This is a genomic window from Halovenus carboxidivorans (assembly GCF_009831575.1).
GTDB classification, from domain to species: Archaea; Halobacteriota; Halobacteria; order Halobacteriales; family Haloarculaceae; genus Halovenus; species Halovenus carboxidivorans.
The window spans coordinates 46097-71289 of record NZ_WUUT01000006.1 but is presented as its reverse complement, the minus strand read 5'-3'; the positions used below and the strand labels follow the sequence as shown (position 1 = coordinate 71289).

The window sequence follows — 25193 nt, the reverse complement described above, 5'->3', positions numbered from 1 at the left end:
ACGAAAGCCTCGTCAATGCGAACGCTGTAGGGAGGACGACCGCAGGGAGTCCTCCTAATTGCGAGCGGCGAAAACCGACCAGCAGTCAGTCCTTCGGTTCGATCTTGCCGGCGTAGGTCTGGAACTCGATTGTCTCGTCGGGGATGTGGAACGTATCGGTACAGAACTCGTAGTCGTTGTCCGGCGTCTCGCCGTTCCACAGGAGGTATGCGAAGTCGTCTTCGATGATAGTGTCGTCGACTTCGATGGTCGCACCCTCCTGTGAGAACTCATCGAACAGCTCTGTGAACAGCTCCTCGATCTCGTCGAGCCCACGAAAGACACCGAGGTTCGTCACGACGGTCGAATCCTCCCCGTAATCGATCATGACTTCATCCAAATCCTGGTTGGCGAACGCGTCCAAGTGGTGTTCGAGTACGTCTTCAGTGTCGCTCATGTGTGCTCCAGAAGTATAGTGTAACTATCAGGATATAAAGGTTGAGTGCCACGTCACCCGATCCACGGCGGGAGACGGCCGAACTCACTCGATTCGGATATCGACCGGTGGTTCGGGGCGAGTCACCACGGTCCGGCGGGGAGGCAGGTCGGTCAGTCCACGGCGACAGCGCCGGTCTGTTCGGGTTCTCCGCTGTAGATGTCGGCCAGTTCCTCCTCGTAGGCGTCGCGGATGTTCCGCCGTTTCTTCTTCATCGACGGCGTGAGCAGGTCGTTGTCGGCGGTCCACTCCTCGGCGACGAGGCGGAACTCCTTGATCTGCTCGTGTGTCGCGAGGTCGGCGTTGATCCGGGCTACTTCCTCCTCGATCCACGCTCGGACGCGTTCGTCGTCGACCGCCGCCTGTCGGTCGCGAGGAACAGCGAGATCCTCCTCCTCGGCCCACGAACGCAGCGCCTCGAAGTTCGGGACGATCAGCGCGGCGACGAACTTCCGGTCGTCGCCGACGACGACGATCTGGTCGACCCGCGAGGAGGTCGAGAACTCGTCTTCGATGGGTTCCGGCGCGACGTTTTTCCCGGTGTCCAGCACCAGCAGATTCTTGCGGCGGTCGACGAAGCGGAGGTAGTCGTCGGCCTCGCGAGCGACGATGTCGCCGGTGCGGAACCACTCGCCGTCGAAGGCCCTCTCCGTCTGCTCGGGTTTCTCCCAGTACCCCTCGAAGATATTCGGACCCTTCACGAGCAGTTCGCCAACCTCGCCGGGCCGTTGCTCGCGGGTTCGCTGGTCGACGATATCGGGATCGAGGTCGATGTCGACCTCGCACAGCGGCGGCCCCATGGTGCCGACGTGGATCTCTTCCGGAGGGTTGAACGAGACGCCGGGTGCCGTCTCCGTCAGCCCGTAGCCTTCGATGATGGTCACCCCCATCGCGCGATAGAGGCGGGCGAGGTCCTCCGAGAGCGAGCCGCCGCCGGAGATGAACATCTCGATGTTGCCGCCCAGCGCCTGCCGCACCGAGGAGAAGACCAGTCGGTCGGCGACGGCGAGTTTCGCCTCCAGCACGAGGCCGGGGTCGTCGGCGCGGTCGTACCGTTGGGCCGTCTCGACCGCCCACTCGAAGACCCGTTTTCTCGCTGGAGACTCGCTTGCCTGCTCGCGGATGCCGTTGTAGATGCGCTCGTAGACCCGTGGCACGGCGGCGGCGAACTCGGGTTCGAGCGTCTTGATGTCCTCGGCAATCGTGTCCGTGCTCTCGGCGTAGCCGATGGTGACACCGGAGGCGAAGTTCTGGAAGTGATTCGAGCGCTCGAAGGCATGTGCAAGCGGGAGGAAGGCGATCGAACGCTTGCCCGGTTCGAGTTTCGGCATCGCCGCGGGCTTGTCCGGCCGGGGGCCGATCCGTCGGTGGACCTGGTTCAGGCAACTGCGCCAGTTCTCGTGGGTTAGCTTGACCCCTTTCGGGTCGCCGGTCGTGCCGGAGGTGTAGACCAGACTCGCCAACTCCGTCCAGTCCTGTCGGTCGATCCACGCCTCGACTGTCTCCTCGTCGTACTCCCGGCCCATCCCGTGGACCGCCCCGAGCGTGTGCAGTTCCGCGTCGAGGTCCCACTGCTGGGTCGGTTCGTCGAGCAGGACGACAAACTCCACGTCGGTCTCTCCTTCGACCGCCGCCAGCGTCGAGAGCAGCGTCTCGTCTTCGACGACGACGCCCGTGGCACCGGGATCGGTCAGCAGATACCGGACCTGCTCCGGGGAGGATTCCGTGTAGACGGTCGTGACGACCGCCCCCGCAGTCATGAGTCCGAGGTCGGCCTGTGCCCACTCCATCCGAGTGTCGGCGTAGATCGCAACCCGGTCACCCGCCTCGACCCCCAGGGTCCGGAACCCCCCGGCGAGGTTGCGGACGATATCCGCGACAGCGGGGAACGACAGCGCCCCGTACTCACCCGCCGGTGCCGCTTCGACGACCCCCTCCGTGACCAGCGACCGTTCGGAGACCCCGCCCTTGTACAGTTGACAGTCGATATCGGCGTAGCGGTCCGCGGCGTCGAAAAACAGCCTCGGAATCGTCGTCTCCCCCAGCACCGCACTGTCGTACTCACGCTCCGCCTGTAGCCAGTCCATGTACGTGTGTGACACACAACCGCGACTTCAAACTAGCTGATCGTTCACGACCGCCGGCGAGGGCCCTGTCCGGCCGAAGCGTCTCGGGGCAGGGAGTGAGATAGGAGTGGCTACTGGCCAGAAACTGACGCCGCCCAGCGGGCGGCGCAAACGTCCCGAATGTCGTCGGCGGGGGCGGCGGCGCCGACGAAGGAACCGTGGAGGGCAGTTATCGACCCGTCATACCTTAGCCAGTGGTGTCACCGGGGTCGCCGGCATCCGCTTCGGCACCCTCGATGGCGTCGGAGAGACCGTCGCGAACGGCCTCGTCGATCCGGCTCTCGCCGGGGAGTTCGCGGTCCATCGTGTCGTCTTCCTGCTCTTCGGTCACTTCTTCGTCACCGGTGACGGAGACGAAGATGTCGCTCAGTTCCTCCGTTCGTTCTGCGTTGGATTGTGATTTGCTCATGCGCGTCTATACATATAACACGGACTACTAAAGAGATTGTACCAAACTAGTTTGGAGAGGAATCCGGACGAGGATACCTATCGGGTTAGGTATGTGTACGAATGACAACCAAAGTTCCGCGGAGCGGGATATCTGCCGAAAAGGTCCTGAATCGGCCGAATACAGTCGGTTCGGCGAATCGGAAAATATCAGAGGGCGTTACGCTGGCAGGAGCCACAGAGCGTCTCTTCTTTCACGTCGACCTCCCGGACAGTCGGCGAGAAGTTCATCACGCAGCGTTTGTTGTCGCAGTGTTCCAGCCCGAGGGTGTGTCCGATCTCGTGGACGACCTCCTTGCGGACGCGATCCGAGAAGATATCGCCCGCCGAGCGGTTCGAGAAGCCGCCGTCCGAGGAGGTCCGGAGCCGATAGGTCGAGATCACGCTGCCGCTGCCCCCCAGGTACGCCAGCCCGAAGACGTAGTTGCGGCGGTGGTAGAACAGATCCTTGGGCGTGATCGCGATGTTTTTCTCCCCGCTCCCGGTCCGCTTCGCCAGATCGATGAACTCCTCCGCGCGGTACTGTTCGCGCGAAGAATCGTACGCTCCGGACGGTACCGGCTCGGCGTCGTGAACGGTGACTTCGCAGTCGTAGACAGATCGCAGCCCCGTCGAGGCCTGACGTTTGACGACTGCGTCGACGTCGCCGACCGGCACGATGTCGACGTGCATGTAGCTATATATTCGCTGTCCCCCAATAAAAATCCAGTGCGAACTGAAACCGTCGACGCCATCGCGGACCGACTCGCCGGCTACGACCGCGTCGTCGAGGTCGCCGTCGGGACTCGCACCGCGGTCGCTCGGGAACTCGCGGGCCGGGGTGTCGCCGTCACGGCGACCGACGTCGTCGACCGCGAGACGCCGGAAGGGGTGCGGTTCGCCCGCGACGACCTGACGGCACCGACGCTGTCGGTCTACGAGGGGGCCGACTGCCTGTTCGCGCAGAATCTCCCGCCGGAGCTACACAAGCCGACGGTGCGGCTGGCGGCGCGGGTCGACGCCGACTGTCTGTTTACCACGCTGGGCGGAGACCCGCCGCTGGTCGAGGTCTCGCGTGAGACGATCCCGGGTGAGACGCTGTTCGTCGTCCGTGCGAACGGCGGCCGGTGATCGTCGCGTCCCGCAATCCCCTTGAGGCAGGAACCCATCTGGGTGGGTAATGAACGTCGGGGCAGTCGTCCTGGACATCGACGGCGTCCTCGTTGATGTCGACAATTCGTACCGTCGTGCGGTCATCGAAACAATCGCGGAGATATACGACACGAAGATCGATCGAGAGACGATCCAGCGGTTCAAAGACGCCGGTGGATTCAACAACGACTGGGAACTGACCGACGCCATCGGGCTGTTCGTACTCGCCAGAGAGGAGGGCGCGGAACTGACGATGGAACAGTACATCGACACTATCGCCGGCACCGGCGGTGGGCTCTCGGCCGCGCAGGCGGCAATCGGGGAATCGTTGCCCCCTGCGGAGCGGGAACTGGTCCTCGCGACCTGGGATCCGGAGCGTCACCGGGAGGTGTTCCAGCAACTGTATCTCGGAGACGAACTCTACCGCGAACTCGAAGGCGGAGAGCCGGCCGGCGGCGAGGAGGGGTTCATCCACGACGAACCGGTGTTGGTCGACTCCGCGACGCTGTCGACGCTGACCGACAGATACGAGGTCGGTGTGTTGACCGGCAGACCCGCCGCGGAGGCGGAGATTGCGCTGGAACGGGTCGGGCTGGAGCTTCCAGACGAACACGTGATGACCATGGACGACTGGGAGGGCGGAAAGCCGGACCCGGAAGCGCTGATCACGCTCGCGGAACGGTTCGGCGTCGACAGCGTCGCCTTCGCCGGAGACACGCTCGACGACGTGCGAACGGCGAGAAACGCCGAGGGGGCAGACGACCGGACCTACTACGGGATCGGTGTGCTGACCGGCGGGTTGAGCGGCGAGACGGGCCGCGAGAAGTTCGAGCGGGCGGGCGCGGACGAAGTGCTCGACTCGGTGACCGAACTCCCGGCACTGCTGGGGTGACCGTCACATCTAACGGTCGCCGTCCCCTCTGTGGGGTATGGATTGGCGTGCGTTTGCCGCGACAGCCGCTCTCGCCGTCTTTCTCGTTCTCGCCGGAACCGGCGGCGCAGTACCGAACGCGCGGTTGACCGTCTCCGACGTGACCGTCTCTCCCGGAGAGCCGACCGTCTCCGAGCCGGTGACGATCACGCCGACGGTGGCCAGTTCGGTCGGCAGCGACGAGCCCGTCGAGATCACGCGTGTCAACGCGACGGTCAACGGCACCGAGATCGGGGCGAAATCGAACATCGGGACGCTCTCGCCCGGTGACGACGTGAGCGTCCCGTTCACGGCGACGTTCGACGAACCGGGCACGTACACGGTGGAGTTCACCTTCGTCGGGATCGACGATCAGGGCGAGCGGGTGACGGTCACCCGGACGGAGACGGTCACCGTCTCGCCCGTCCCGGCGGTGCGGCTCACCGTCGACGACGTGGCGGTCGAACCCGCGACGCCGACCGCGGGCGCACCGGTCACGGTACCGATCACCGTCGGAAGCTCGACTGGGAGTACCCAGCCCGTCGAGATCGACGCGGTCGAACTGCGGGCGGGGGCCGAGACCCTCGCGAGCGCGACCGAACTCGGAGCGCTCTCGCCCGGCGGGTCGATCACCGTTCCGCTGACGACGACCTTCCAGCGGCCGGGAGAGAAGCGGCTCACCGCCCGGTTGGTCGGAACGAACGCCGACGACGAACCGGTCGTCGTCACGCGTCCGGTCCGCTTCGCCGTCGAGTCGGGCGCGCCGGCGGTCGAACTCAACAACCGGTCGGCCACCGAGGCGACGACCTCGACGCTGTCGATGACGGTCTCGAACCCGACGGAGGGACCGCTCCGGAACATCGTCGCTACGATCGAAAGCGCCGGGCTGGAGGAGATTGTCGACCGCCGGGTGATCCCGACACTCGCCGCCGGGGCACAGGCGAACGTCGAGTTCACGGTTCGTCCCGAAACCGCCGGCGAAGCACTGCTCCGCACGAATCTCTCGTACACGACCGCCGCCGGGACGGCGGCGAGGGCGGAACGGTCGGCGGTGCTCTCCGTCGCGCCGCTGGAGGAGGACGTCTCAGTCCGCGTCGAGACACAGGGGAGCCAGCAGGACCAGCAGAACCAGAATCTCGGTAGCGGCGTCGGGGGGATTCTCGATGCGAACACCCAACAGCAGGAACAGACGGACGAACCGGGCGGCGTCGAGGTCGTCGTCAGCAACCTCGGCAACGCTCCGATACGGAACGTCGTTCTCCACCCGCGGGCTGGCAACCGATCGCTCGGCGCTCGCCCGGTGACCGACGAACTCGCGCCCGGGGCCGAGACTTCGGTGTCGGTCTCGCTCGCGCGGACGCCCCCGACGGAACTCGTCTTCGAGACCAGCTACGACGTCGGGACGAACAGGTCGACGGCGACCGCCGCCTTCGACCCGGCAGGAAGCCGCGGGGCCGTCAGCGTCACCGGCGTCAACATCGAACCCGGTGACGGGAGAGTCCAGATCACCGGCGACATCGGCAATCCCGGCGGCAGTCCCGTCTCGGGAGTCGTCGTCGCCGTCGACTCCGGCAACGGGGTCGAACCGGTCTACCCGAACAGGGACTTCTTCGTCGGTGAGATCGACGAGAACGCCTTCGCACCGTTCGAGTTGACCGCCGCAGTCGAGGAGAACGCGACATCGATCCCGCTGACGGTGACGTATCTCGTCGACGGGGACCGTCGGACCGAGCAGGTCACCCTGCCGCTGGAGGGCCGCGTGACAGACGAGTCGAGCGGCGACCCGCCCGCGCTACTGGTCGGCGGGGTAGTGGCCGCGCTGGTGAGTATACTGATCCTCATCGTCGTCCTCACACGCCGAGCATGAACAACACCGACCACACAACTGCGACCGTCGAACCGGCGATCAGGCTGGAGTCGGTAACCAAACAGTACGTCGGCGCGGAGACCGTGACGGCGCTCGCAGACGTCGACCTTCCGGTGTACGGCGGAGAGTTTCTCGCAATCGTCGGCCCCAGCGGCAGCGGCAAGAGCACGATGTTGAATCTGCTCGGGTTGCTCGACGGGCCGACGGAGGGGGTCGTTCGCCTCGGCGGACGGGACGTGACCGACCTCTCCGAGACGGAGTTGACCGACGCCCGCCGGGAGTACATCGGGTTCGTCTTCCAGGACTTCCACCTGTTGCCGACGCTGACCGCCGTCGAGAACGTGACGCTGCCGACGGCCTTTACCGACGGACAGTACGCGGACCGCGCGGTGGATCTGCTCGGCCGGGTCGGGCTGGGCGACCGGCTGGATCACACCCCGGACGAACTCTCCGGCGGCCAGAAACAGCGGGTGGCCATCGCCCGGGCGCTGATCAACCGGCCCGAGATCCTGTTGGCGGACGAGCCGACCGGCAATCTCGACCGCGAGACCGGCGTCACGATCTTGGAGGAGGTGCGACGGATCTGCGAGCGCGGCGTCGCCGTCGTCGCCGTAACCCACGACGAACTCGTGACCGAGTACGCCGACCGCACCGTGCGCCTCGTCGACGGCCGACTCGGGGAGGGTGACGATGGGTTCGCCACCTGAGCCAGCCCCCGGGAGCAGCGCCGACGGGGGGATGTCCGGCGGGCTGTGGCGGCTCCCCGCGCTGGCGCTCGCCTGGCGGAATCTCCGGCGCAACCGACTGCGGTCGGTGCTCGCCGCCCTCGGCATCGCGATCGGCGTGTTCGTCATCGTGGTGCTCGGGATTTTCGGCACCGTCCTCCAGCTATCGGCGAGCCAGGAGCTGGGCGGGATCGGCAACCAGGTGATCGTCTCGCCGGCCGAGGAGCGCCAGGCCGAGGCGCTGACACCCAGACAGATCCAAAGCGTCGAACGGGCGGCAGTCGGCCGGGGGACGGCGGTGCCGGTCTACGCCGAGAACGCGCTCGCGTCGGCCGGGAGCCAGCAGTCCCCGGCACAGATCTACGGAATCGACAACCCGGCGGCGCTGTTCGAGGGCCGGGACCGGTCGCTGCCGGCACAGCACCGCGGCGGCGCGTTCGTCGGCCCCAGCGTCGCGAGCGCGCTGGATCTACAGATCGGCAGCACCGTCGAGGTCGGCGGCCAGCAGTATCGGGTCGTCGGCTTCCTCGAACCCAGCCAGGACATCACGCCGATCCAGCCGAACAACGCCATCGTCCTCGCGGAGCGGGAGTTCACCGGCGGCTACGACCAGGCCGTCGTCGTCGCCGACTCACCGGAGGACGCGACCGCGGTCGCCGACGACATCGACCGGCGGCTGAACGTCAGGACCGATCGGGTCGACATCTTCGAGCTGTCGGAGCTACTCGATACGATCGCCGAGTTCTTCACGCTGCTCAACCGCTTTTTGATCGCGCTGGGCAGCGTCTCCTTACTCGTTGCCGGCGTGAGCATCCTCAACCTCATGCTGATGTCGACCGCCGAGCGCCGCGGCGAGATCGGACTGATGCGGGCGGTCGGGATTCACCGGGAGAGCGTGCTCAGGCTGTTGCTGGCGGAGGCGACGCTGCTCGGTGCAATCGGCGGCTTTTTCGGGGCGGTGTTGTCCGGGCTGGCCGCGCTGGCGCTGTGGGCGGTGACGCCGATCGGGCTGGACGTGGTCGTGGTCCCGCGCAACGGCGGCTATCTCGTCGGCGGGTTCGTCTTCGGAATCGCCGTGGCACTGATCAGCGGGGCGTATCCGGCCTGGAAAGCGGCGGGCGAGCGACCGGTCGAGGCGCTCCGCGGGTAGAAGCAGTTACTTCCACTCGGTGTAGCCGCACTTCCCGCAGTGGAGTCGGTCGCCGTGGTCGGCGAGGAAGGAGTCTCCGCAACGGGTGCACTGCTCGCGGTCGGTCGATCCGTCCTCGTTGTAGAGTTCGTAGCGGGCCATCTTATGCCTCCTCGGCTTCCGCCTCGTCGTCGGTGCCGATCTTGTTGCGTTCGAGCATGTGGTCCTGTTCCACGTCGTGTGCGTGTTCCGGGGAGTCGTAGACCTTCGCGGTCCCGACGGTCTTGCGCATCCCGAACTTCGTATCGAGGTTGCGGATGACGACTTCGTCGGCGTCTTTGTTCAGTTTGGCCGCCAGCGAGTCACGCACCGAGAGCCGCGAGGGGGTCGCCTCCTCGTGAGTTAGCTCGAAGGTCACGTCGGTCCTGTGCAACATCGGATTCTCGTCCTCCTCGATGATATCGAGATCCATAGTCTTGCCATATACTCCCGCCGAACCGCGTAAAAGGATTTCGAAGCCGCGAACAGAATCCGGCCGCGACGGTCGGTTACTCCTCGATTCGGATCGCCGGACGACCGGGTTCGGCCTTCCCCGTCAACTCGCCGTTGGCCTCCTCACCGCGCAGGACCGTCACGTCGGCGTCGAACTCCTCGGCGATCAGCCAGCGCGCCCGCGAGAGCACGTCGGCCTCCTGCTCGGGCGGCAGTTGTTCTTTCAGCGACTGCCGTTCGGCCTGGAGATCCTTGGCGTAGTCGGGCGCGCCGTCGTACTCGCGGAACTGCTCGCGACCCATGATCTCGCCGACGAGGTTGTCGCCGTCGAACTCCCGGGCGAGTTCGTGGGCCTCGTGTTTCCACTCGGGCGCGACCGCGATGACGACCTCGGCCGGGTCACCGATGTCGGCCACCTCGACGATCTGACGGACGTCCTCGCGGGTCTCCTCGATGAGGGTGCGCTCGCGTTCGAGCGTCTCCAGGTCACCCTCGAAGGCCGGCCACTCCGCCTCGACCACGAAGTCGTCGTGGCCGAGTTCGCGCCACAGTTCCTCGGTGACGTGCGGGGCGACGGGGGCGAGCACCTTGACGACCGTCTCCAGCGCCCGCCGGACCGTCCCGGGGTCGGGGTCGGTGTACCGTCCGTACCGGTCCAGAAGCGAGAGGATCTCCTGGGCCTCCCGCAGCGCCGCGGTGAAGGTCATCTCCTCGTAGCTCTGCTCGGCGACCGCGGCGAGATAGTCGACCTCGCGGTCGACGTACTCGGTGACCGCCCCGCCGTCACCAGTCGGCGGGTCCGCGACGAAGGTCTCGACGGCGTCGTAGAGGTGGTCGAGGAACTGGTGGCTGGATTTGACCCCCTCGTCGGTCCAGTTGAACTCCCGCTCGGGCCGGGCGGCCTGCATGATGAACAGCCGCGCCGTGTCGGCGCCGTACTCCTCGACGATGTTCTGCGGGGAGACGACGTTGCCCTTCGATTTGGACATCTTCTCGCCCTCCAGCAGGACCATCCCCTGGGTCACCAGGCGTTCGAACGGCTCGCGGTGGTCGAGCAGATCCATGTCGGCGACGGCCTTGGTCACGAACCGGGAGTACAGCAGGTGCATGACGGCGTGTTCGATCCCGCCGACGTACTGATCGACCGGCATCCAGTCGTTCGCCCGTTCGGTGTCGAAGGGGGCGTCCTCGAAGTCCGGAGAGATGTACCGCAGGAAGTACCACGAGGAGTCGACGAAGGTGTCCATCGTGTCGGTCTCCCGGCGGGCGGGGCGGCCGCAGTCGGGACACTCCGCCTCGACGAACTCCTCGACCTCTTCGAGGGGGTTGCCGGTCGTCTGGACGAACTCCGGCAGTTCGACCGGCAGGTCCTCGTCGGGAACCAGCACCGGGCCACACTCCTCGCAGTGGATGACCGGGATCGGCGTCCCCCAGTAGCGCTGCCGAGAGACGCCCCAGTCCCGCAGTTGGTACTGGGTGTCGTGGCGGGCACCGGGCAGGTCTTCCTCCAGTCGCGAGCGGGCTTCTGCGCTGTCCAGGCCGTCGTACTCGCCGGAGTTGATCAGGACGCCGTCCTCGGTGTACGCCTCCTCCTGAACGTCGGGTACCTCGCCGTCTTCGGGTTTGACCACCGGCTCGATGGGCACGTCTTTCTTCGTGGCGAAGGCGTGGTCGCGCTCGTCGTGGGCCGGGACGGCCATCAGCGCGCCGGTTCCCACGTCGGAGAGCACGAAGTCCGCGACGAAGACCGGAATCTCCTCGCCGGTCGCGGGGTTGGTGGCGGTGAGGCCGGTCGCGACGCCGTTCGGTTCGTCGCCGTCGGGGTCGGCCTCCTCGTCGATGAAGTGCGCGACCGCCTCGTCCTCCTCGGCGATGTCCCGGGCGATGTCGCTGTCGGGGGCGAGCGCGAAGAAGGTCGCGCCGTGGATCGTGTCCAGCCGGGTCGTGAAGATTTCGACCTCGCCGTAACCCTCGACCTCGAAGGGGACGACAGCGCCGTGCTGGCGGCCGATCCAGTCGCGCTGCATCGCGCGGACGCTGTCCGGCCACCCCTCCAGGTCATCGAGCGCGTCGACCAGTTCGTCGGCGTAGTCGGTGATCGTGAAAAACCACTGATCGAGGTTGCGCTGGGTCACGGGCGTGTCACAGCGCCAGCAGAGTTCCTCGTCGCCCTCGACCTGTTCGTCGGCCAGCACCGTCTCACAGGAGGGACACCAGTTGACCTCGGAGGCCTTGCGTTCGACCAGGCCCTCTTCGTGGAACTGCTTGAACAGCCACTGATTCCAGCGGTAGTACTCCGGGTCGCAGGTCACCACCTCGCGGTCCCAGTCGTAGCCGAATCCCATCGCGTCCATCTGCTCACGCATCGTCTCGATGCAGGACAGCGTCCACTCGCGCGGATTCGTATCGCGTTCCTCGGCGGCGTTTTCCGCCGGCAGACCGAAGGAGTCCCACCCCATCGGGTGGAGGACATCCTCGCCCTGCATGCGCTTGTACCGGGCGAAGGCGTCGGTGATAGTGTAGTTACGGACGTGGCCCATGTGGAGACTGCCGGAGGTGTAGGGAAACATCCCCAAGACATACGAGACGTCCTCGGCGTCGTCCGGCGTCCGGAACACGTCTTCGTCCTCCCAGGCCCGCTGCCAACGGGTTTCGATCGCGCTCGGGTCGTATCCACGCTCGCTGTCAGCCATATATGCTGGCTATCGGCGGCGGCATTGAACTAACTTTCGAGGCTGTGTTGGCGGTTCCCACCCGAGAACGACGCCGAACCGCCGTCGTTGGCCGGTGATTCCGGCCGCTGACGTGACCACCGGCTTCGAGTCCCGAACCCGTCGGCAATCTGTCAGTGCGGGCGGCGAACGGCAGGATTTTCCTCGTCCAGTGCAAGGCGGAGATATGCGATTTGGAGACCAAGTGCTGAACAGAATCTACCGAAAGGGAATGCTCGAAGACGAGACGCCGGATCTCCCGGTGAGCTACGAGGATCTGCGCGAGCGAGCCCACGAGGAGATGAGCGAAGAAGCCAAGGCGTACATCCACGGCGGGGCCGGATCGGAGACGACCTTCCGGCGCGAACAGGATTTCTCCGACTGGCGGATCATCCCCCGGATGCTACAGGGCGTCGAGGAACGGGACCTCTCGACGGAGTTCATGGGACAGGAGATCGAGTTCCCGCTCGCGATCACGCCGCTGGGCATCCAGAATCTCGCTCACGAGGAGGGCGAACTGGCGACGGCCCGGGCCGCCCGAGAGATGGACGTGCCGTTCGTCCTCTCCTCGCTGTCCTCGACGCCGATGGAGGACGTTGCGGAGGAACTCGGTGACACGCCGAAGTACTTCCAGTTCTACTGGTCCTCCGACGAGGACATCGCGCGGTCGTTCCTCAACCGCGCCGAGGACGCCGGCTACGACGGCATCGTGCTGACCGTCGACGCGCCGATTCTCGGCTGGCGCGAACGGCTGATCGAACGGGGCTACTACCCGTTTCTCAACGGCGACGGCGTCGCCAACTACTTCAGCGACCCCGAGTTCCGCTCGCAACTGGAGAACCCGCCCGAGGAGGACACCGAGGCCGCGGTCCAGCACTTCCTCGATATCTTCGGTGACTCCTCGCTGACCTGGGACGACCTCTCGTTCGTCTTCGAGAACACCGATCTGCCGGTCCACATCAAGGGCGTGCTCCATCCGGAAGACGCCGTGAGGGCTGTCGACGCCGGCGCAGAGGGGATTGGCGTCTCCACCCACGGCGGCCGACAGGTCGACGGCTCGATCACCGCCATCGAGGCGCTGCCGGCGATTGCCGACCGCGTCGGCGACGAGACGACGATCACCTTCGACTCCGGCCTCCGCCGCGGTTCGGACCTCTTCCGGGCGCTTGCGGTCGGTGCCGACGTCGGGCTGCTCGGCCGACCGTTCATCTACGGGCTGGCCGTCGGCGGACAGGACGGCGTCGAACACGTGCTCGAAAACATCCTCGCGGATTTCGACCTGACGATGGGACTTGCCGGTCGGGACAGCGTCTCCGATATCGACCGCAGCGCCGTTACCCACGAGCGCGAGCTGTAGATCTGGTTTCAACCCCCGTGATACTGCGGCTAGGGTAAGGGTCAGAACTCCGCCACGGAACGGCAAAACCCCGGTTTCGGGTCAAATTCGTCCTTCTTCAGCGAGCGCGAGTACGACGAGTCGCTTGTAAACGAACTCCATCGGCGTCGACGGGGACGCGAGATCCATCCGTTCGAGATACGGTTCGGCGCCGCTCGGCGCGAACAGCGCCCTGCCCAGTCCTGCGAGCGAGAGGTCCGGCAACCCCTCGTCGTCCAGTCTCGCCTGCAGTCCCTGAAGCGCCTGCGCGAGTGTGCGCTCCTCCGCGGTGAGATCGGAGCCGTAGGGATACCGCGGGAGAACCCCCTGTTCGCGGTACGGTTCGAGCGTCGACTCGACCGTCCCGGGGTAGTTGTGGCGGGCGTGGTCGGGGAGTTCCCACGCCGCCGGGAGCTTTCCGGCCGCCTTGGCCTGGCTGATGAGGTCGTCCTGAAACCGGGAGTCGGCAACACCGATCATCTCGGCGATCACCTCCGCGTCTGACTTGCCGCGGAGGTCGGCGATTCCGTACTCCGTGACGACGATGTCCCGGAGATGGCGGGGAATGGTGATGTGGCCGTAGTTCCAGACGATGTTCGACTCCGGCCTACCGTCGGCGGGGCGGACCGCGCGAATCATGATGATCGACCGCCCGCCATCGAGCTCGTGGGCCTGGTTGACGAAGTTGAACTGGCCGCCGACGCCGCTGACGACACGGCCGTCGGCCGTCCCGTCGGAGGCGATTCCGCCGGTTGCCGTCGCTTTCATGCCGGTGTTGACGAAGCGGGCGTGGCGGCGCTGGCGGCGTTTGAGTTCCTGCGGACCGTACAGCGCGTTGGTGAACTGGACGCTGGTCATCGCGAGTTTCCGGCGGCGCTCGGGGTCGAGTGCCCGGAGTTGCTCGTAGAACTGCGGCGAGCCCATGAAGAACCCGCCGTGGAGGACTCGACCGCCCGACAGTGACTCCCCGAGCGCGTGGTCGCTGATGGCCGCTCTGGCCTGTGGCGAGCCGAGATTCGCCGGGATCGCCTCGCCACCGATCCGGAGCTGTCCCTCCTCGTAGGAGACCTCCTCCGCGAAGACCCCCCACTGTTTCAACTGCTCGACGGCACCGGCGTCGAGTTCCGCCGAAATCGCCCCCTCGCTGAGCAGCCGATCCAGTGCTTCGATGGTAATCCCGTCGTCGAAGACGCCCTCGTCGACGAGTCGCTGGATCGTCAGGTCGTCGTAGACTTCCCTGGAGAGGACCCCCGCCTCGAAAAGTTCGAGAAACGCCTGGACGAACATCTCTGTCGCGCCGTACAGCCCCTCCTCGAAGGGACCGAGACCGCCGAGTCGGTCGATTAGATTCGACTCGGCCTCGGTCGTCCCCAGCGCCGCGATGATCTCGCGGTAGGTGTCGGTTCGGGTGTGCCGGAGTTGAGTCGCCCAGCCGACGGCGTCACCGAGCGCGCCGATTCCGATCTGGAGGGTTCCGCCGTCTCTGAGCAGCGTGCTGACGCGGAGTCCGATCGCCTGATCCGCGTAGGAGACCGCCTCGTTCGGCGGGCCGAACAGCGCCGTCTCGACCTCGCTGTCGAGGACGGCGTCGAAGGTGTCCGTCGGGACCGGCGCGTCGCCGTACATAAACGGCATCTCACGGGTGAGTTCGCCGGCGATCATCGTCTCCCGACCGGACTCGCGGGCCGCCCGCATCGACTCGATGAGATCCAGCGAGAGGTCGGTGTTCGAGCCGAGGTTGTACATCCGCTCGCCGTCGCGTTCGCCGACGCCGATCAGTTGGAGCAGGAGGTTCGGCTCGGCCTCGCGAAACGCCCGGAGGGCGTGGGTGAAGTTGACGCTGTGGTGGGCCTGTTGAGCGGTCGGATTGTCCATGTGTCGGCCGGGCGGAAAGTAGAACTGGTGAACGTCGATGTTCTCCGGGAGGGCTTCTTCGTCGAGCAGTTCGGCGTACCGGAGGTTCTGATACCCCTCGAACAGCCGTTCGGAGATCGGTTCGAGCAGCCGGCGTTCGAGTTCGCTTCCGGGCTCGGGTTTCGAGAGCGTGAGCGCGGTCCAGATCGAGAGGTCGATGTCCGGGTCGGCCAGGGCGCGCTCGACGAGTTCGTTGAGAATGCGGTTCGGTTTCCCGATGCCGAGCGGCGTCCCGACGACGATCTCGGTGCCGAGTTCGTCGAGGATAGCGTCGACAATCGTACTTGGATCGTCGTACGTGACAGCGGCCATGGGAGCTACCTTCAGATGCCACCCATATCAACGGCACGGCCCGGAGACACGTCACAACACATTTTCGGCGTCGTCGCGTGCATTCGCATATGAGCGAGGATTTCGACAAGGAAGCCGAACGCGAGAAACTCCGGGAGAAATACGAGCGTGACAAACAGAAGCGCCAGGCGACCGAACAGATGAGCGAACTGCTGTTGCAGGGCGCGACGATGACGAACGCGCACTGCTCGGAGTGTGGCGATCCGATCTTCCGGTACGAGGGCCAGGAGTTCTGTCCGACGTGTGAGAAACCGGTCGACAGGGGACAGGACGAGTCCGAAGACGACGAGGGCGACGGGATCCAGGTGACGACGCCGGACGACGACGCCCGCGTCGCCTTCGGTGACGGCGAGCAGGCGACCGAGGAGGAGACCGCGGAACAGGCCGACCAGCCCGCAGGCGACGACGAGCGTGCGGACCCGCGCCGGATCAGCACGGAGACCGAGCAGGACAGCCGCGAGCAGAGCCCACCTCGCCAGCAGACCCCCCAGCAGTCGGGTTCACAGCCGACGCCCGACCAGCAGCGACCGAGCCAGTCGAACGGTCGGCAGCCGAATCGACAGCCGTCACGGTCGGCCGCGAGCGGGCAGGCCGCTGGCTCACCGAGTCCCGGGACAGCAGAGCCGTCCGAGGCGAGCGTGGCGGCGGCCCGGGAATCGCTCGTCCGGACGCTCACCCGGTTCAGCCGGCAGGCCGCGGCGACCGACGACCCGAGCAGGGCACAGGAACACCTCGCCGCCGCGCGTGAGGCCGCCGAGGCGCTGGCCGCGCTGCGACAGTAAGTTCAGCCCCGCGGAGTCGGGTCGAGATACCGGGCGAGTTCCGTTCCGAACTGTTCTGCGAGGACGCCGATGTCGTCACCGACGAGCAGTTCGTAGCCGGATTCGAGCGCGGATTCGACGTGTGCGCCGAGCGCAACGTCGAACAGCGCGTCGCTGTCGAGAAAGTCGACGGCGGAACTGAACGACCGCTCGCGCTCGACGACGTAGCGGTCGCCGTCGATGAAGGGACCGTACGCGTTCCCTTCGGCGTAGGCGTCGTAGAAGCGGTCGGCGTGTTCGCGGACGTGAACCGGCGGCCCCTCGTGTCGCTCGACCGCCGGCCGCTCGGCGACGCTCAACTCGAACAGCAGGACAGCCTCCGATCCGGCGAAGGCGTCGGTCCGGAACACGTCGAAACCGAGGCGGTCGAGTTCCTCCCGGATGCCCTTCCGGGAGCGTTCGAGCTGTGGCCAGAGCTGGTCGTCGACGATGTCGGGCGCGGGAAACCTGATTGCGATGGGTGTCGTCCCGCGGCGGTCGAACTCCGCCGTGATCGCGTCGCTGTCCAGCGGCTCCGGCCGGTGCTCGGTGAACAGCGAGTCCCGGGGCTCGGCGAGCAGTTCACGGGCGAAGTGCTGGAGCCGAGCGACGTTGTCGGCCGAGCAGACGGCGGCGACGTTGCGCTCGGGATCGGTCGGGTCGATCACCACGAGCGGATCGTCGAACGTCTCCTCGGCGTGGCCCTCGGGGTCGAACTCGACCGGCGGGTGCCACTCGGCGGCGGCCTCGATCAGCGGCCGGAAGCCGCCGTGTTCGATGACCAGCAGTTCGGTCAGAACGCCCGAGAAGCCGCGGGTCCGGAGGTCGCTGCCGTAGACGCCGATCCCGGTGAAAAACTGCTTGCAGACGCGAACGTCACTCGCCAACTCGGGCGTGAGTCTGTCGCGGACGTACTCCGTGTGAAAGGGGGTCCGGTCGACGGCGGATTTGATCGCGGTCGCGTCGGCAACGTCGTAACACGGGACGAGATCGACCTCGAAGCCGTCGCACTCGCCGACGACGTAGGGGTGTTCGGCGTACTCCTCGCGGCCGTCGGGCAGGGCCGCGTGGCCGACATCCAGCCCGTAGGACTCCAGTTCGTCGCGGTCGAGGTCGGCCGGAAACCGGACGAACAGGTCGATATCGCGGTCGCCGGCCAGCCAGGTGTCCCGGGCAGTCGAGCCGACGCGCAGCATCTCCGCTTCGACGGGAAGGTCGGCGATGGCCTCGTTCGCGCGGGCGATCAACGTCTCCGTCGTCGCTTCGAGTGCCTCGCGCTCGGCGTCATCCGGTTCGACCCGCTGGCGGACGCGGTCGACAACTGCGTCGAACTCGTCGCTCATACCAGTCGGTTGCCGACAGGTGCGTGAAAGCGTGTCGGTGCGGGACGGAAGCGAAACGCCTATCAAAACGATCCGTCTACCATGGAGTGCGAGCCGCCGTAGCTCAGCTGGTAGAGCACCACGCTGTTAACGTGGTTGTCCCAGGTTCGAGCCCTGGCGGCGGCGTGAAATTCCTTCGGAATTTCTCGGCTCGTCAGACGTAGTCTGATAACGGCGTGTCTCTGTCGTGATCAACTCGGTGAGCGGAGCGAAGCGAACCGGAATGTACACCGAAAACAGCTCCGAACGGACCCCTGTCGACGCGGCCGGCGAAACATTTATTTAGAACCGCCAACAATTTCTTACTGAAGCGAGGTGTTCAGTAATGGCGCTGCCACGAACAGCACCGAGCTCCTGGATGCAGAGCCTCGACCTCCCGAGCCAGCTATTCGAAACCGGTAGCACCGACTACGAACTGTACGAGGAAGACGACGAGTTCGTCCTCAGTGTCGAGCTGCCGGGATTCGATCCCGAGGAGATCACCGCCTCTTGGGACGACGGTGTGTTGGACATCGCGGCGGAACACGACGACCAGCAGCGGGGGGAGCGCCGCACGTACCACCGTCGGTTCCGGTTCCCGAAATCCGTCGCTGACGAGGAGATCACCGCCGAGTACACGAACGGCATTCTCGAAGTTCGGCTCCCGGTCGAGGAGGCCGTCGTTTCCGGCCGGGAGATCGAGATCGAGAGCTAATCGAACCCACCCGAACCCTTTTTTCTGGGAAGGATCGTAAGTCGCCGGTGGTTCTAACTCACGCCTCCGGACAGTCGGGGTCGAGCGATCCGTTCGGCGGGCTACTATTTTGGTACTCGCGTTCGAGGCCCGTGATATGGTGTATCCAGGGGCACACCAGAGGTGGGGGAGATGAAGATCAGCATCGACGCACCGCCGGACGAACAGAGCGCACGCGCGATCGCGAGCGCGCTCGCAGAGCACCTCGGCCAGGAGGTCGATCTCGTCGTCGACGGGACGCCGGTCGCCAGCGCTGGCGGCAGCGAGTACGACGACCCGGTTATCACCGACCGCGAGCGGAAGCTACGGGACGAGATCGAGGAGATCCTCTCGGGCGGACCGGAGCGCGGCCACGAGAAGATCGAGGAGTTAGGGAAGTTGTTCGTCCGAGACCGCCTCGACCGGATCTTCGACGAGATCAGCTACGAGGACGGCACCTTCGCCAGACACACCGCCGACGAGAAGTTGCCGGCCGACGGGCTAATCACCGGCGTCGGGAAGATCGACGGCCGAACGGTCTTCTTCGCCGCCCACGATTACACCGTCAAAGCGGGATCGCTCGGGCAGATGGGCGTCGAGAAGGAGATCCGGCTGGCCGAGCGGGCGGTCGAGGCGGGGGCGCCGATCCTGCGGCTGATCGATTCGACCGGGGCGCGGTTGAACCTCGACGAACGCGAGAAAGGCGACACGCACATGGACCGCTACCGCGGTGGACGGATGTTCTACAACCAGTGTATCCACTCCGGGCAGGTGCCACAGATCGGGGTGCTCTACGGCCCGGATATCGCCGGCTCGGCGTACACGCCGGTCTTTTGTGATTATCTCATCATGGTCGAGGAAATCGCGGGCATGGCCATCGCCAGCCCCCGGGTCGTCGAGGCGGTCACCGGCGAACAGACGACGATGCAGGAGTTGGGTGGGCCGCGGGTCCACGCCCGCGAGTCCGGCAGTGCGGATCTGGTCGTCGAAGACGAAGCGGCCGCCGCCGAGGCGGTTCGGGAGCTACTCGGCTATCTGCCACAGCGCCACGACGCCGAGTTACCGACCCGGTCGCCGGAGACTCCGACAGTCAACCCGAAAGGACTCGACACGGAGATTCCCGAGGACCCCGACGAGGCATACGACGTACACAGCGTGATCGAGCGGCTGGTCGACGCCGGTTCGTTCTTCGAGTTGAAGCCGGAGTTCGCGCCGGAACTCGTGACCGGACTGGGGCGGATCGACGGCCGGCCGGTGGGGTTCGTCGCCAACCAACCCGCCGCGAGGAGCGGGGCGATCTTCCCCGACTCCGCCGAGAAGGGGGCTGGCTTCGTCTGGAGTTGTGATGCCTTCGGCATCCCGCTGGTCTACCTCTGTGACACGCCCGGATTCATGGTCGGCAGCGCCGTCGAGCGCGAGGGGGTGCTCCAGAAGGGGCGGAAGTTCATCTACGCGACCTCGAACGCGCAGGTCCCGCAGATCTGTGTCATCACGCGCAAGGCCTACGGGGCCGGGATCTACGCGATGGCCGGCCCCTCGTTCGGGCCGGACGCGACGCTGGCGCTCCCGAGCGCCGAAATCGCGGTGATGGGCCCGGACGCCGCGATCCAGGCGCTGTTTGCCGAGCAACTAGAGGGGATGGACGGCGACGAGCGAGCGGAGTTCGTGGAGATGATGCGCGCCGAGTACGACGACCACATCGACATCCGCGCGCAGGCGGCGAAGATGCAGGTCGACGAACTGCTGCCGGCCGGTGATCTGCGCGAGCAGTTGGCCGCGCGACTGGAGACGCTACGGGACAAGCGCCGCACCGAGCGCGACCGGTATCACGGTACGGTGCTGTTCTGAGCCGGCTCAGCCGGAGGCGTGGCGTTCGAGCCGCTTGTACGTGTTCCGCAGCGTCACCGGCGTTACGTCCGCAACGTCGGCAGCCTCGCGCTGGGTGAGGTCGTGACCGCCGTGTTTTGCGGCAGTGTACAGGCAGGCAGCGGCGACCCCGCCGGGGTTGCGACCGGTGTCCTCACCACGTTCGCGTAGCGCTGTCGCGAACTCGCGGGCGCGCTGTTCGATCTCCTGCGGGAGATCGAGTTTGCTCGCGAAGCGGGCCAGAAACTCCCGGGGATCGATCGGCCCCGTCGGGAGGCCGAGTTCGCGGTTCATCGCGTCGTAGGCGGCGTCGAGTTCCGCCCGGGTCGATTTCGCCGCGTCGGTGATCTCCGTGACTGTCCGCGAGACAGAGGCCGTCCGGCAAGTCGCGTAGACGACCGCGGCGGCGAACCCCTCGATCGAACGGCCCTGCAGCAGGTTCTCCTTCTGCGCGGACTCGAACAGAGCGCAGGACTGCTCGCGGACGTGTTCGGGGAGATCGAGCCGGCTGATAAGCCGTCGAATCTCCGTGAACGCGTAGACGCGGTTGCGCTCGGCCTTGCTGCGAATCTGGGTGCGCTTGTGCTGGCGGCGCATCCGCGCGACCCGGCGGCGCTTGCGCCCGGTCAGCCGGTTCGAGTGACCGATCTCCGTCGACAGTCCCTTGTCGTGTCGAGAGCGGGTCAGGGGCGCGCCGGTCCGCTCGGGGTTGGCATCGTCGTCGTCGAACGAGCGCCACTCCGGACCCGGATCGATGGCGTGTTCGTCGACGACCAGCCCGCACTGGGTGCAGATCGTCTCGCAATCGTCGGCTCGCAGGCGACCCTCGCATTCGGGACAACTCCGGGGTACCGTGGTTGTCATCACCAGCAACTTGGCGCCGAGGGAGTATTTAAACGAGAGTACGAAGCGGCAAAAGTTGCTTGCACGGCGAAGTCGAACCGACCGGTAACCGGTAGGTGGTTCCGGCAAAGGCTGTTCCCTCCGGCGATGAGGCCAATAATTTAATACGGATGCTGAGGTGAGAGACAGCCAATGGGGTTGTCGGAGATTGCCGATGGAATCGAGGTCACAGACGAGCAGGACGAACGCGGAATTTCGACGGTCGACACGACGGACGCGACGCTGACCGAGCGACTCGAACCGTTCGCGGATGATCTGCCGTGTACGCCGGCGGAGGCGGCGACAGTCCTCGAACGGTACAGCGAGGGAAAGGCCGTCGATGGTGCGGGGAGGGCCGCCGGCGTCGCTCCAGTGACGGCGGCGAAGACGCTACACCTGCTCGGCGAGTCCGTCTCGCCGGTCGGACCGATGGGAAAGGAGATCGTCCAAGACTGGATCGCGGGAGACCTCTCGCGGACCGAAGCGCTGGAACTGACACAACTCGGAGAGGCGGAGTTCGGACTCGCGGCCTACGTCGAGACTCACGATCCGATAGAGGACGCCTGCGCTGCAATCGAGGGCGTGCTGGCCGGCCATCGCGACCGGCGACAACCGCTCGCGGAGACGATGAGCCAGGCGACGGATCTGCTGTGAGTGTTCAACCAATGAGATTCGGGAGCGAACGCTTTAGTACGCCGGCCGAGGAGATGGCTCTATGACCCGCTGGATGTGTGGTATCGACGGGGACACCGCGACCTTCGACCGCGTCGAAGATCTGATGACCCACCAGGCCGCCGAACACGACCGAATCGAGTGCAAGGTGTGCGGAACCGTCGTCCCGGACGGCTACTTCGCGATCAAACACGCATTCGAGGAACACTCCCGGGCAGAGTACGTCCGCGCGTACGAGGCCTCCGCCGCGGAAGTCCGTCGCCGCGAGGAGATCAAAGAGGAAATCGAAGAGGCCGCCGACATCCGAGAAGTCGTCAACCGTCTCGACGAAAGTCGCTGAGAGCGGTCAAAAGAACCGCGAAACGGTCGCAGATGTAAATAAACGACTGGTATATAACGCGGAGTTTATACTCTCGCGTCCGATTGGTCCGGACGATGGGAACAGAACAGGACAGCACCGTCGACGGGGGGACAGACGGAACCGACCGACCGGAAGTGCCGCTGGATTATCACGCGATTCTCGACCACATCGACACGCCGCTTTTTATCGTCGATGCGGAGGGGCGACTGACTCACTGGAACCGCGCGTGCGCCAGACTGACCGGCGACTCGATGGAAGAAGCGATGCGGAAAGACAGAGAGACCGGATACGTCGGTCCCGCCTTCTATCACGACGGGAGACGGTCGATGACGCTGGCGGAGAAAGTCGTCGAAGCGCCGGAGACGGCGGACGAGGAGTACGGCGTCCCGCGGGTCGACGATGTCGAATACACGCTGTACGCCGACCAGAGCGTGATGCAGGATGCAAACGGCGAGAGTCGCCACATCGAGTTCAGCGCCGCCCCGATGTACGAGGACGGTGAACTCGTCGGCGTCGTCGAGATGATTCACGACCGGACCGAAGACGCGCTCCAGCAGCAGCAACTGCGAGGGATGGTCGAAGAGCTACAGTCGACGATGAACGAGATCGAGTCCGGAAACCTCGACGCCAGGGCGAGCGTCACCGAGACGGAGTACATCGACGACGAACTGCTCGGGATCGTCGACTCGCTGAACCAGATGGCGAGTCGGCTCAAAGGCATCGTCGCCGATGTCGCCGAGCAGACGGGCAGTCTCAACGACTCCGTCGACGAGGTGGCCGACAGCAGCGAACGGATCTCGACGCTCTCTTCCGAGCAGTCCGAGGCGTTGGCGGAGGTCAGCGACGAGGTGAGTTCGCTGTCGGCCACGATCGAGGAGATCGCCTCGACCAGCGACCAGGTCGCCTCGCAGGCGACGGATGCCGAAGACGCCACCGAGCAGATCAAGGAGGCGACCGAGACGACCGAGTCGGTCATGAACGACGTCGCCGCGTCGGCCGACACCGTGGCCGAGGACGTACAGCAACTCCGAGACCGGACGGAGGAGATCGACAAGATCGTCGACGTGATCGACGACATCGCCGAGCAGACGAACATGCTCGCGTTGAACGCCTCCATCGAGGCCGCCCGGGCGGGCGAGGCCGGCGAGGGGTTCGCCGTCGTCGCCGACGAGGTGAAGTCACTGGCCGAGGAGTCACAGCAGCAGGCCGCCGAGATCGAAGCGATGGTCGATCAGATCAAAGCCGACACCGAGGAGACGATCCAGAGCCTCCAGGAGACGAACGATCAGGTCGAGGAAGGAATCGAACAGGTCGAATCGACGACGGACGAACTGACGACTGTCGTCGAAGCCGTCGAGGAGACCGCCCGCGGCATCGAGCAGGTCTCGGCGGCGACCGACGAACAGGCGACGAGCACCGAAGAAATCGCCAGCATGCTCAACGAGGTCGTCGAGCGGGCGGAGGACGTCTCCGACGAGGTCGCACACGTCGCGGATATCAGCCGCGACCAGGCCGAACGGGCCGACGAGATCCACGACACCGTCCGTCGGCTTAGTACCGACCGGCGCGTCGACGACCTGGAACGGTAACTAAAGACGACGCCAGCGAATTAGTCGTCCGCCGGAGCGGCTGTCGGTGACGTGTTGATTCGGGCACTCGACCGGTTTGCGCTACGGATCTCGTCGGCGGTTCGGGCCATCTGCTCCGAGATATTCCGCTGTTTCTCGCTGAGATCCCGCGTCGAGGATTCGAGTTTCTTCGTCGCTCGTTCGAGTCCCGTCATGTCGTCGCTCAGACCGTGCATCGACTCCTGCAGACGCGTGACCGCCTGCTCGAACGCTGTGTAGCTGTCGTCGCTTTCGTGATCTGCGTGGTGTGTTTCGGTCATACACGATACAATGCACCCCACTAAGCTATCGGCTATACCTACCCTGTTAGGAGTTTTCTGCACCAGCAATACTAACGAGTTAGGTACTCTCGTGTGAGGGGGTCAAAACGCGTGTAGAGAGGTCGACGGCAATCCCCGAAACGCTGGTTCCAGACTGTCGCTGTTCGAGATACGGATCGTCAAAATCGGGAGCCCCCACCTCGTACAGTCACGCTGTCATCGCTTCCGTTCGGGTGCGCTGGGTACCATGAAAAGACCGCTCGGTCGGAGTGCTGTCCGGCGCTGAATTACCGCTCTTCGGAGTCGAGCACGCGGATTTGGTCGCCGCGGACCGTCACGGGGATCGGGACCGTCGCCTCGTACAGCTCGACGGTCACCTGGTCTTTGCCCTCGTCGATGCGCTGGACCTGCGCCTTCTCGCCTTTGAACGGGCCGGCGATGAGTTCGACGATGTCGCCCTCGGCGATCCCCTCGACGTCCGGCGTCGGCGAGAGGAAGTGTTCGACCTCCGCCATCGAGGTCTGGCCCTGGACGACCCCGTTAGCGTGGGGAATCTCGTCGAGAATCCGGTCGAACACGGAGTTGTCGTCGGCCTCGACCATCACGTAGGAGGTGACCGAGTCCGGCGCCAGGGCGGCGTGGATCGACGGCTCCTCGCGGTTGATGATCATGTCGGCGACGGTCTGCTCCTGGCTGGCGGTCGTCTTGACGGCGTAGATGCCCATCACGGACCACCCGGGACGAAACTCATGAAGACGAAGATCAGGAACCCGATGAGACCGACCAGCGCGATCCCCGCGCCGGCGATCTTCGCGACCTGCCAGAACTCCTCGCGGGAGGGCGTACTTGCGAGTTTCAGCACTCGCGTGTACGAACTCAGATCTGTCGGCGTGTTCATATCCGTCACTAGCTTTCCGGATCTATTTGACTCCTTCGACACGACCTTTTTCTGCGTCGGGTTCGCCTTCGGCGAACCA

At 65.5% G+C, this 25193-nt stretch carries 25 protein-coding genes and 1 tRNA gene; 13 read left to right on the top strand and 13 right to left on the bottom strand.

The window, feature by feature from the left end; genetic code table 11:
- Positions 1 to 85 precede the first annotated feature (85 nt).
- The 4 genes from GRX03_RS14430 to GRX03_RS14415 form a co-directional block, all read right to left on the bottom strand.
- Positions 86 to 436 (bottom strand): nuclear transport factor 2 family protein, encoded by a 351-nt coding sequence (locus GRX03_RS14430; RefSeq protein WP_159764932.1) that lies wholly within the window; start codon positions 434 to 436, stop codon positions 86 to 88.
- Between the two features lie 152 nt (positions 437 to 588).
- Positions 589 to 2562 carry an AMP-dependent synthetase/ligase gene (locus GRX03_RS14425; protein WP_159764931.1) on the bottom strand — a complete coding sequence of 658 codons (1974 nt, stop codon included), beginning with the start codon at positions 2560 to 2562 and terminating at the stop codon, positions 589 to 591.
- Between the two features lie 226 nt (positions 2563 to 2788).
- Positions 2789 to 3010, bottom strand: coding sequence for a hypothetical protein (locus GRX03_RS14420; protein ID WP_159764930.1), 222 nt, complete (start codon positions 3008 to 3010; stop codon positions 2789 to 2791).
- Positions 3011 to 3198: 188 nt separating this feature from the next.
- Complete coding sequence (locus tag GRX03_RS14415) at positions 3199 to 3720, bottom strand: archaemetzincin family Zn-dependent metalloprotease (protein ID WP_159764929.1); 522 nt, start codon at positions 3718 to 3720, stop codon at positions 3199 to 3201.
- A 36-nt stretch (positions 3721 to 3756) separates the two neighbouring features.
- Here GRX03_RS14415 and GRX03_RS14410 point away from each other — a divergent pair, with 36 nt between their 5' ends.
- The 5 genes from GRX03_RS14410 to GRX03_RS14390 are packed head-to-tail and all read left to right on the top strand — an operon-like array spanning position 3757 to position 8831.
- The gene (locus tag GRX03_RS14410; RefSeq protein WP_368278516.1) at positions 3757 to 4158 is read left to right on the top strand and encodes a UPF0146 family protein; all 402 of its coding nucleotides are present in this window, start codon (positions 3757 to 3759) and stop codon (positions 4156 to 4158) included.
- Positions 4159 to 4207: 49 nt separating this feature from the next.
- On the top strand, positions 4208 to 5071 hold the full coding sequence (locus tag GRX03_RS14405; protein WP_159764928.1) for a TIGR01548 family HAD-type hydrolase: 864 nt from the start codon (positions 4208 to 4210) through the stop codon (positions 5069 to 5071).
- 37 nt (positions 5072 to 5108) lie between these two features.
- A complete protein-coding gene (locus GRX03_RS14400) occupies positions 5109 to 6956 on the top strand; it encodes a hypothetical protein (RefSeq protein WP_159764927.1) in 1848 nt (615 codons plus the stop codon).
- On the top strand, positions 6953 to 7663 hold the full coding sequence (locus GRX03_RS14395) for an ABC transporter ATP-binding protein (RefSeq protein WP_159764926.1): 711 nt from the start codon (positions 6953 to 6955) through the stop codon (positions 7661 to 7663). The genes GRX03_RS14400 and GRX03_RS14395 overlap by 4 nt, the downstream gene beginning before the upstream one ends.
- Positions 7647 to 8831 (top strand): ABC transporter permease, encoded by a 1185-nt coding sequence (locus tag GRX03_RS14390; protein WP_201289252.1) that lies wholly within the window; start codon positions 7647 to 7649, stop codon positions 8829 to 8831. The genes GRX03_RS14395 and GRX03_RS14390 overlap by 17 nt, the downstream gene beginning before the upstream one ends.
- A gap of 6 nt (positions 8832 to 8837) precedes the next feature.
- Here GRX03_RS14390 and GRX03_RS14385 read toward each other — a convergent pair whose 3' ends face one another.
- The 3 genes from GRX03_RS14385 to leuS all read right to left on the bottom strand — a co-directional run bounded on the left by GRX03_RS14385 (position 8838) and on the right by leuS (position 11995).
- A complete protein-coding gene (locus GRX03_RS14385) occupies positions 8838 to 8972 on the bottom strand; it encodes a 30S ribosomal protein S27ae (protein WP_159764925.1) in 135 nt (44 codons plus the stop codon).
- A gap of 1 nt (position 8973) precedes the next feature.
- Entirely contained in the window at positions 8974 to 9282 is a 309-nt protein-coding gene (locus GRX03_RS14380) for a 30S ribosomal protein S24e (RefSeq protein ID WP_159764924.1), read from the bottom strand.
- A gap of 76 nt (positions 9283 to 9358) precedes the next feature.
- Positions 9359 to 11995 carry a leucine--tRNA ligase gene (leuS, locus tag GRX03_RS14375; RefSeq protein ID WP_159764923.1) on the bottom strand — a complete coding sequence of 879 codons (2637 nt, stop codon included), beginning with the start codon at positions 11993 to 11995 and terminating at the stop codon, positions 9359 to 9361.
- Positions 11996 to 12200: 205 nt separating this feature from the next.
- On the opposite strand from leuS, the gene GRX03_RS14370 reads away from it, so the two are divergent.
- A complete protein-coding gene (locus GRX03_RS14370) occupies positions 12201 to 13370 on the top strand; it encodes an alpha-hydroxy-acid oxidizing protein (RefSeq protein WP_159764922.1) in 1170 nt (389 codons plus the stop codon).
- 81 nt (positions 13371 to 13451) lie between these two features.
- Here the strand turns inward: GRX03_RS14370 and GRX03_RS14365 are convergent, their stop codons facing one another.
- Entirely contained in the window at positions 13452 to 15614 is a 2163-nt protein-coding gene (locus tag GRX03_RS14365; protein ID WP_159764921.1) for an acetyl-CoA hydrolase/transferase C-terminal domain-containing protein, read from the bottom strand.
- A gap of 89 nt (positions 15615 to 15703) precedes the next feature.
- On the opposite strand from GRX03_RS14365, the gene GRX03_RS14360 reads away from it, so the two are divergent.
- Positions 15704 to 16435, top strand: coding sequence for an Sjogren's syndrome/scleroderma autoantigen 1 family protein (locus GRX03_RS14360; RefSeq protein ID WP_159764920.1), 732 nt, complete (start codon positions 15704 to 15706; stop codon positions 16433 to 16435).
- A gap of 2 nt (positions 16436 to 16437) precedes the next feature.
- Here the strand turns inward: GRX03_RS14360 and cca are convergent, their stop codons facing one another.
- Positions 16438 to 17796, bottom strand: a complete 1359-nt coding sequence (cca, locus tag GRX03_RS14355) for a CCA tRNA nucleotidyltransferase (RefSeq protein WP_159764919.1) — start codon at positions 17794 to 17796, stop codon at positions 16438 to 16440.
- 92 nt (positions 17797 to 17888) lie between these two features.
- On the opposite strand from cca, the gene GRX03_RS14350 reads away from it, so the two are divergent.
- The 3 genes from GRX03_RS14350 to GRX03_RS14340 all read left to right on the top strand — a co-directional run bounded on the left by GRX03_RS14350 (position 17889) and on the right by GRX03_RS14340 (position 20395).
- A tRNA-Asn gene (locus GRX03_RS14350) sits at positions 17889 to 17961 on the top strand.
- 199 nt (positions 17962 to 18160) lie between these two features.
- Complete coding sequence (locus GRX03_RS14345) at positions 18161 to 18529, top strand: Hsp20/alpha crystallin family protein (RefSeq protein ID WP_159764918.1); 369 nt, start codon at positions 18161 to 18163, stop codon at positions 18527 to 18529.
- 171 nt (positions 18530 to 18700) lie between these two features.
- On the top strand, positions 18701 to 20395 hold the full coding sequence (locus GRX03_RS14340; protein ID WP_159764917.1) for an acyl-CoA carboxylase subunit beta: 1695 nt from the start codon (positions 18701 to 18703) through the stop codon (positions 20393 to 20395).
- 6 nt (positions 20396 to 20401) lie between these two features.
- Here GRX03_RS14340 and GRX03_RS14335 read toward each other — a convergent pair whose 3' ends face one another.
- The gene (locus GRX03_RS14335; RefSeq protein ID WP_159764916.1) at positions 20402 to 21277 is read right to left on the bottom strand and encodes a transcription initiation factor IIB; all 876 of its coding nucleotides are present in this window, start codon (positions 21275 to 21277) and stop codon (positions 20402 to 20404) included.
- A 171-nt stretch (positions 21278 to 21448) separates the two neighbouring features.
- Here GRX03_RS14335 and GRX03_RS14330 point away from each other — a divergent pair, with 171 nt between their 5' ends.
- The 3 genes from GRX03_RS14330 to GRX03_RS14320 all read left to right on the top strand — a co-directional run bounded on the left by GRX03_RS14330 (position 21449) and on the right by GRX03_RS14320 (position 23917).
- Positions 21449 to 21949, top strand: a complete 501-nt coding sequence (locus tag GRX03_RS14330; RefSeq protein WP_159764915.1) for a DUF7858 family protein — start codon at positions 21449 to 21451, stop codon at positions 21947 to 21949.
- 61 nt (positions 21950 to 22010) lie between these two features.
- A complete protein-coding gene (locus tag GRX03_RS14325; RefSeq protein WP_159764914.1) occupies positions 22011 to 22307 on the top strand; it encodes a DUF7565 family protein in 297 nt (98 codons plus the stop codon).
- A gap of 95 nt (positions 22308 to 22402) precedes the next feature.
- Positions 22403 to 23917, top strand: coding sequence for a methyl-accepting chemotaxis protein (locus tag GRX03_RS14320; protein ID WP_159764913.1), 1515 nt, complete (start codon positions 22403 to 22405; stop codon positions 23915 to 23917).
- 20 nt (positions 23918 to 23937) lie between these two features.
- Here the strand turns inward: GRX03_RS14320 and GRX03_RS14315 are convergent, their stop codons facing one another.
- The 3 genes from GRX03_RS14315 to GRX03_RS14305 all read right to left on the bottom strand — a co-directional run bounded on the left by GRX03_RS14315 (position 23938) and on the right by GRX03_RS14305 (position 25114).
- Complete coding sequence (locus GRX03_RS14315) at positions 23938 to 24216, bottom strand: hypothetical protein (RefSeq protein ID WP_159764912.1); 279 nt, start codon at positions 24214 to 24216, stop codon at positions 23938 to 23940.
- Positions 24217 to 24503: 287 nt separating this feature from the next.
- Positions 24504 to 24941 carry a transcription elongation factor Spt5 gene (locus GRX03_RS14310; protein ID WP_159764911.1) on the bottom strand — a complete coding sequence of 146 codons (438 nt, stop codon included), beginning with the start codon at positions 24939 to 24941 and terminating at the stop codon, positions 24504 to 24506.
- A complete protein-coding gene (locus GRX03_RS14305) occupies positions 24941 to 25114 on the bottom strand; it encodes a protein translocase SEC61 complex subunit gamma (RefSeq protein ID WP_159764910.1) in 174 nt (57 codons plus the stop codon). The genes GRX03_RS14310 and GRX03_RS14305 overlap by 1 nt, the downstream gene beginning before the upstream one ends.
- Positions 25115 to 25193 lie beyond the last annotated feature (79 nt).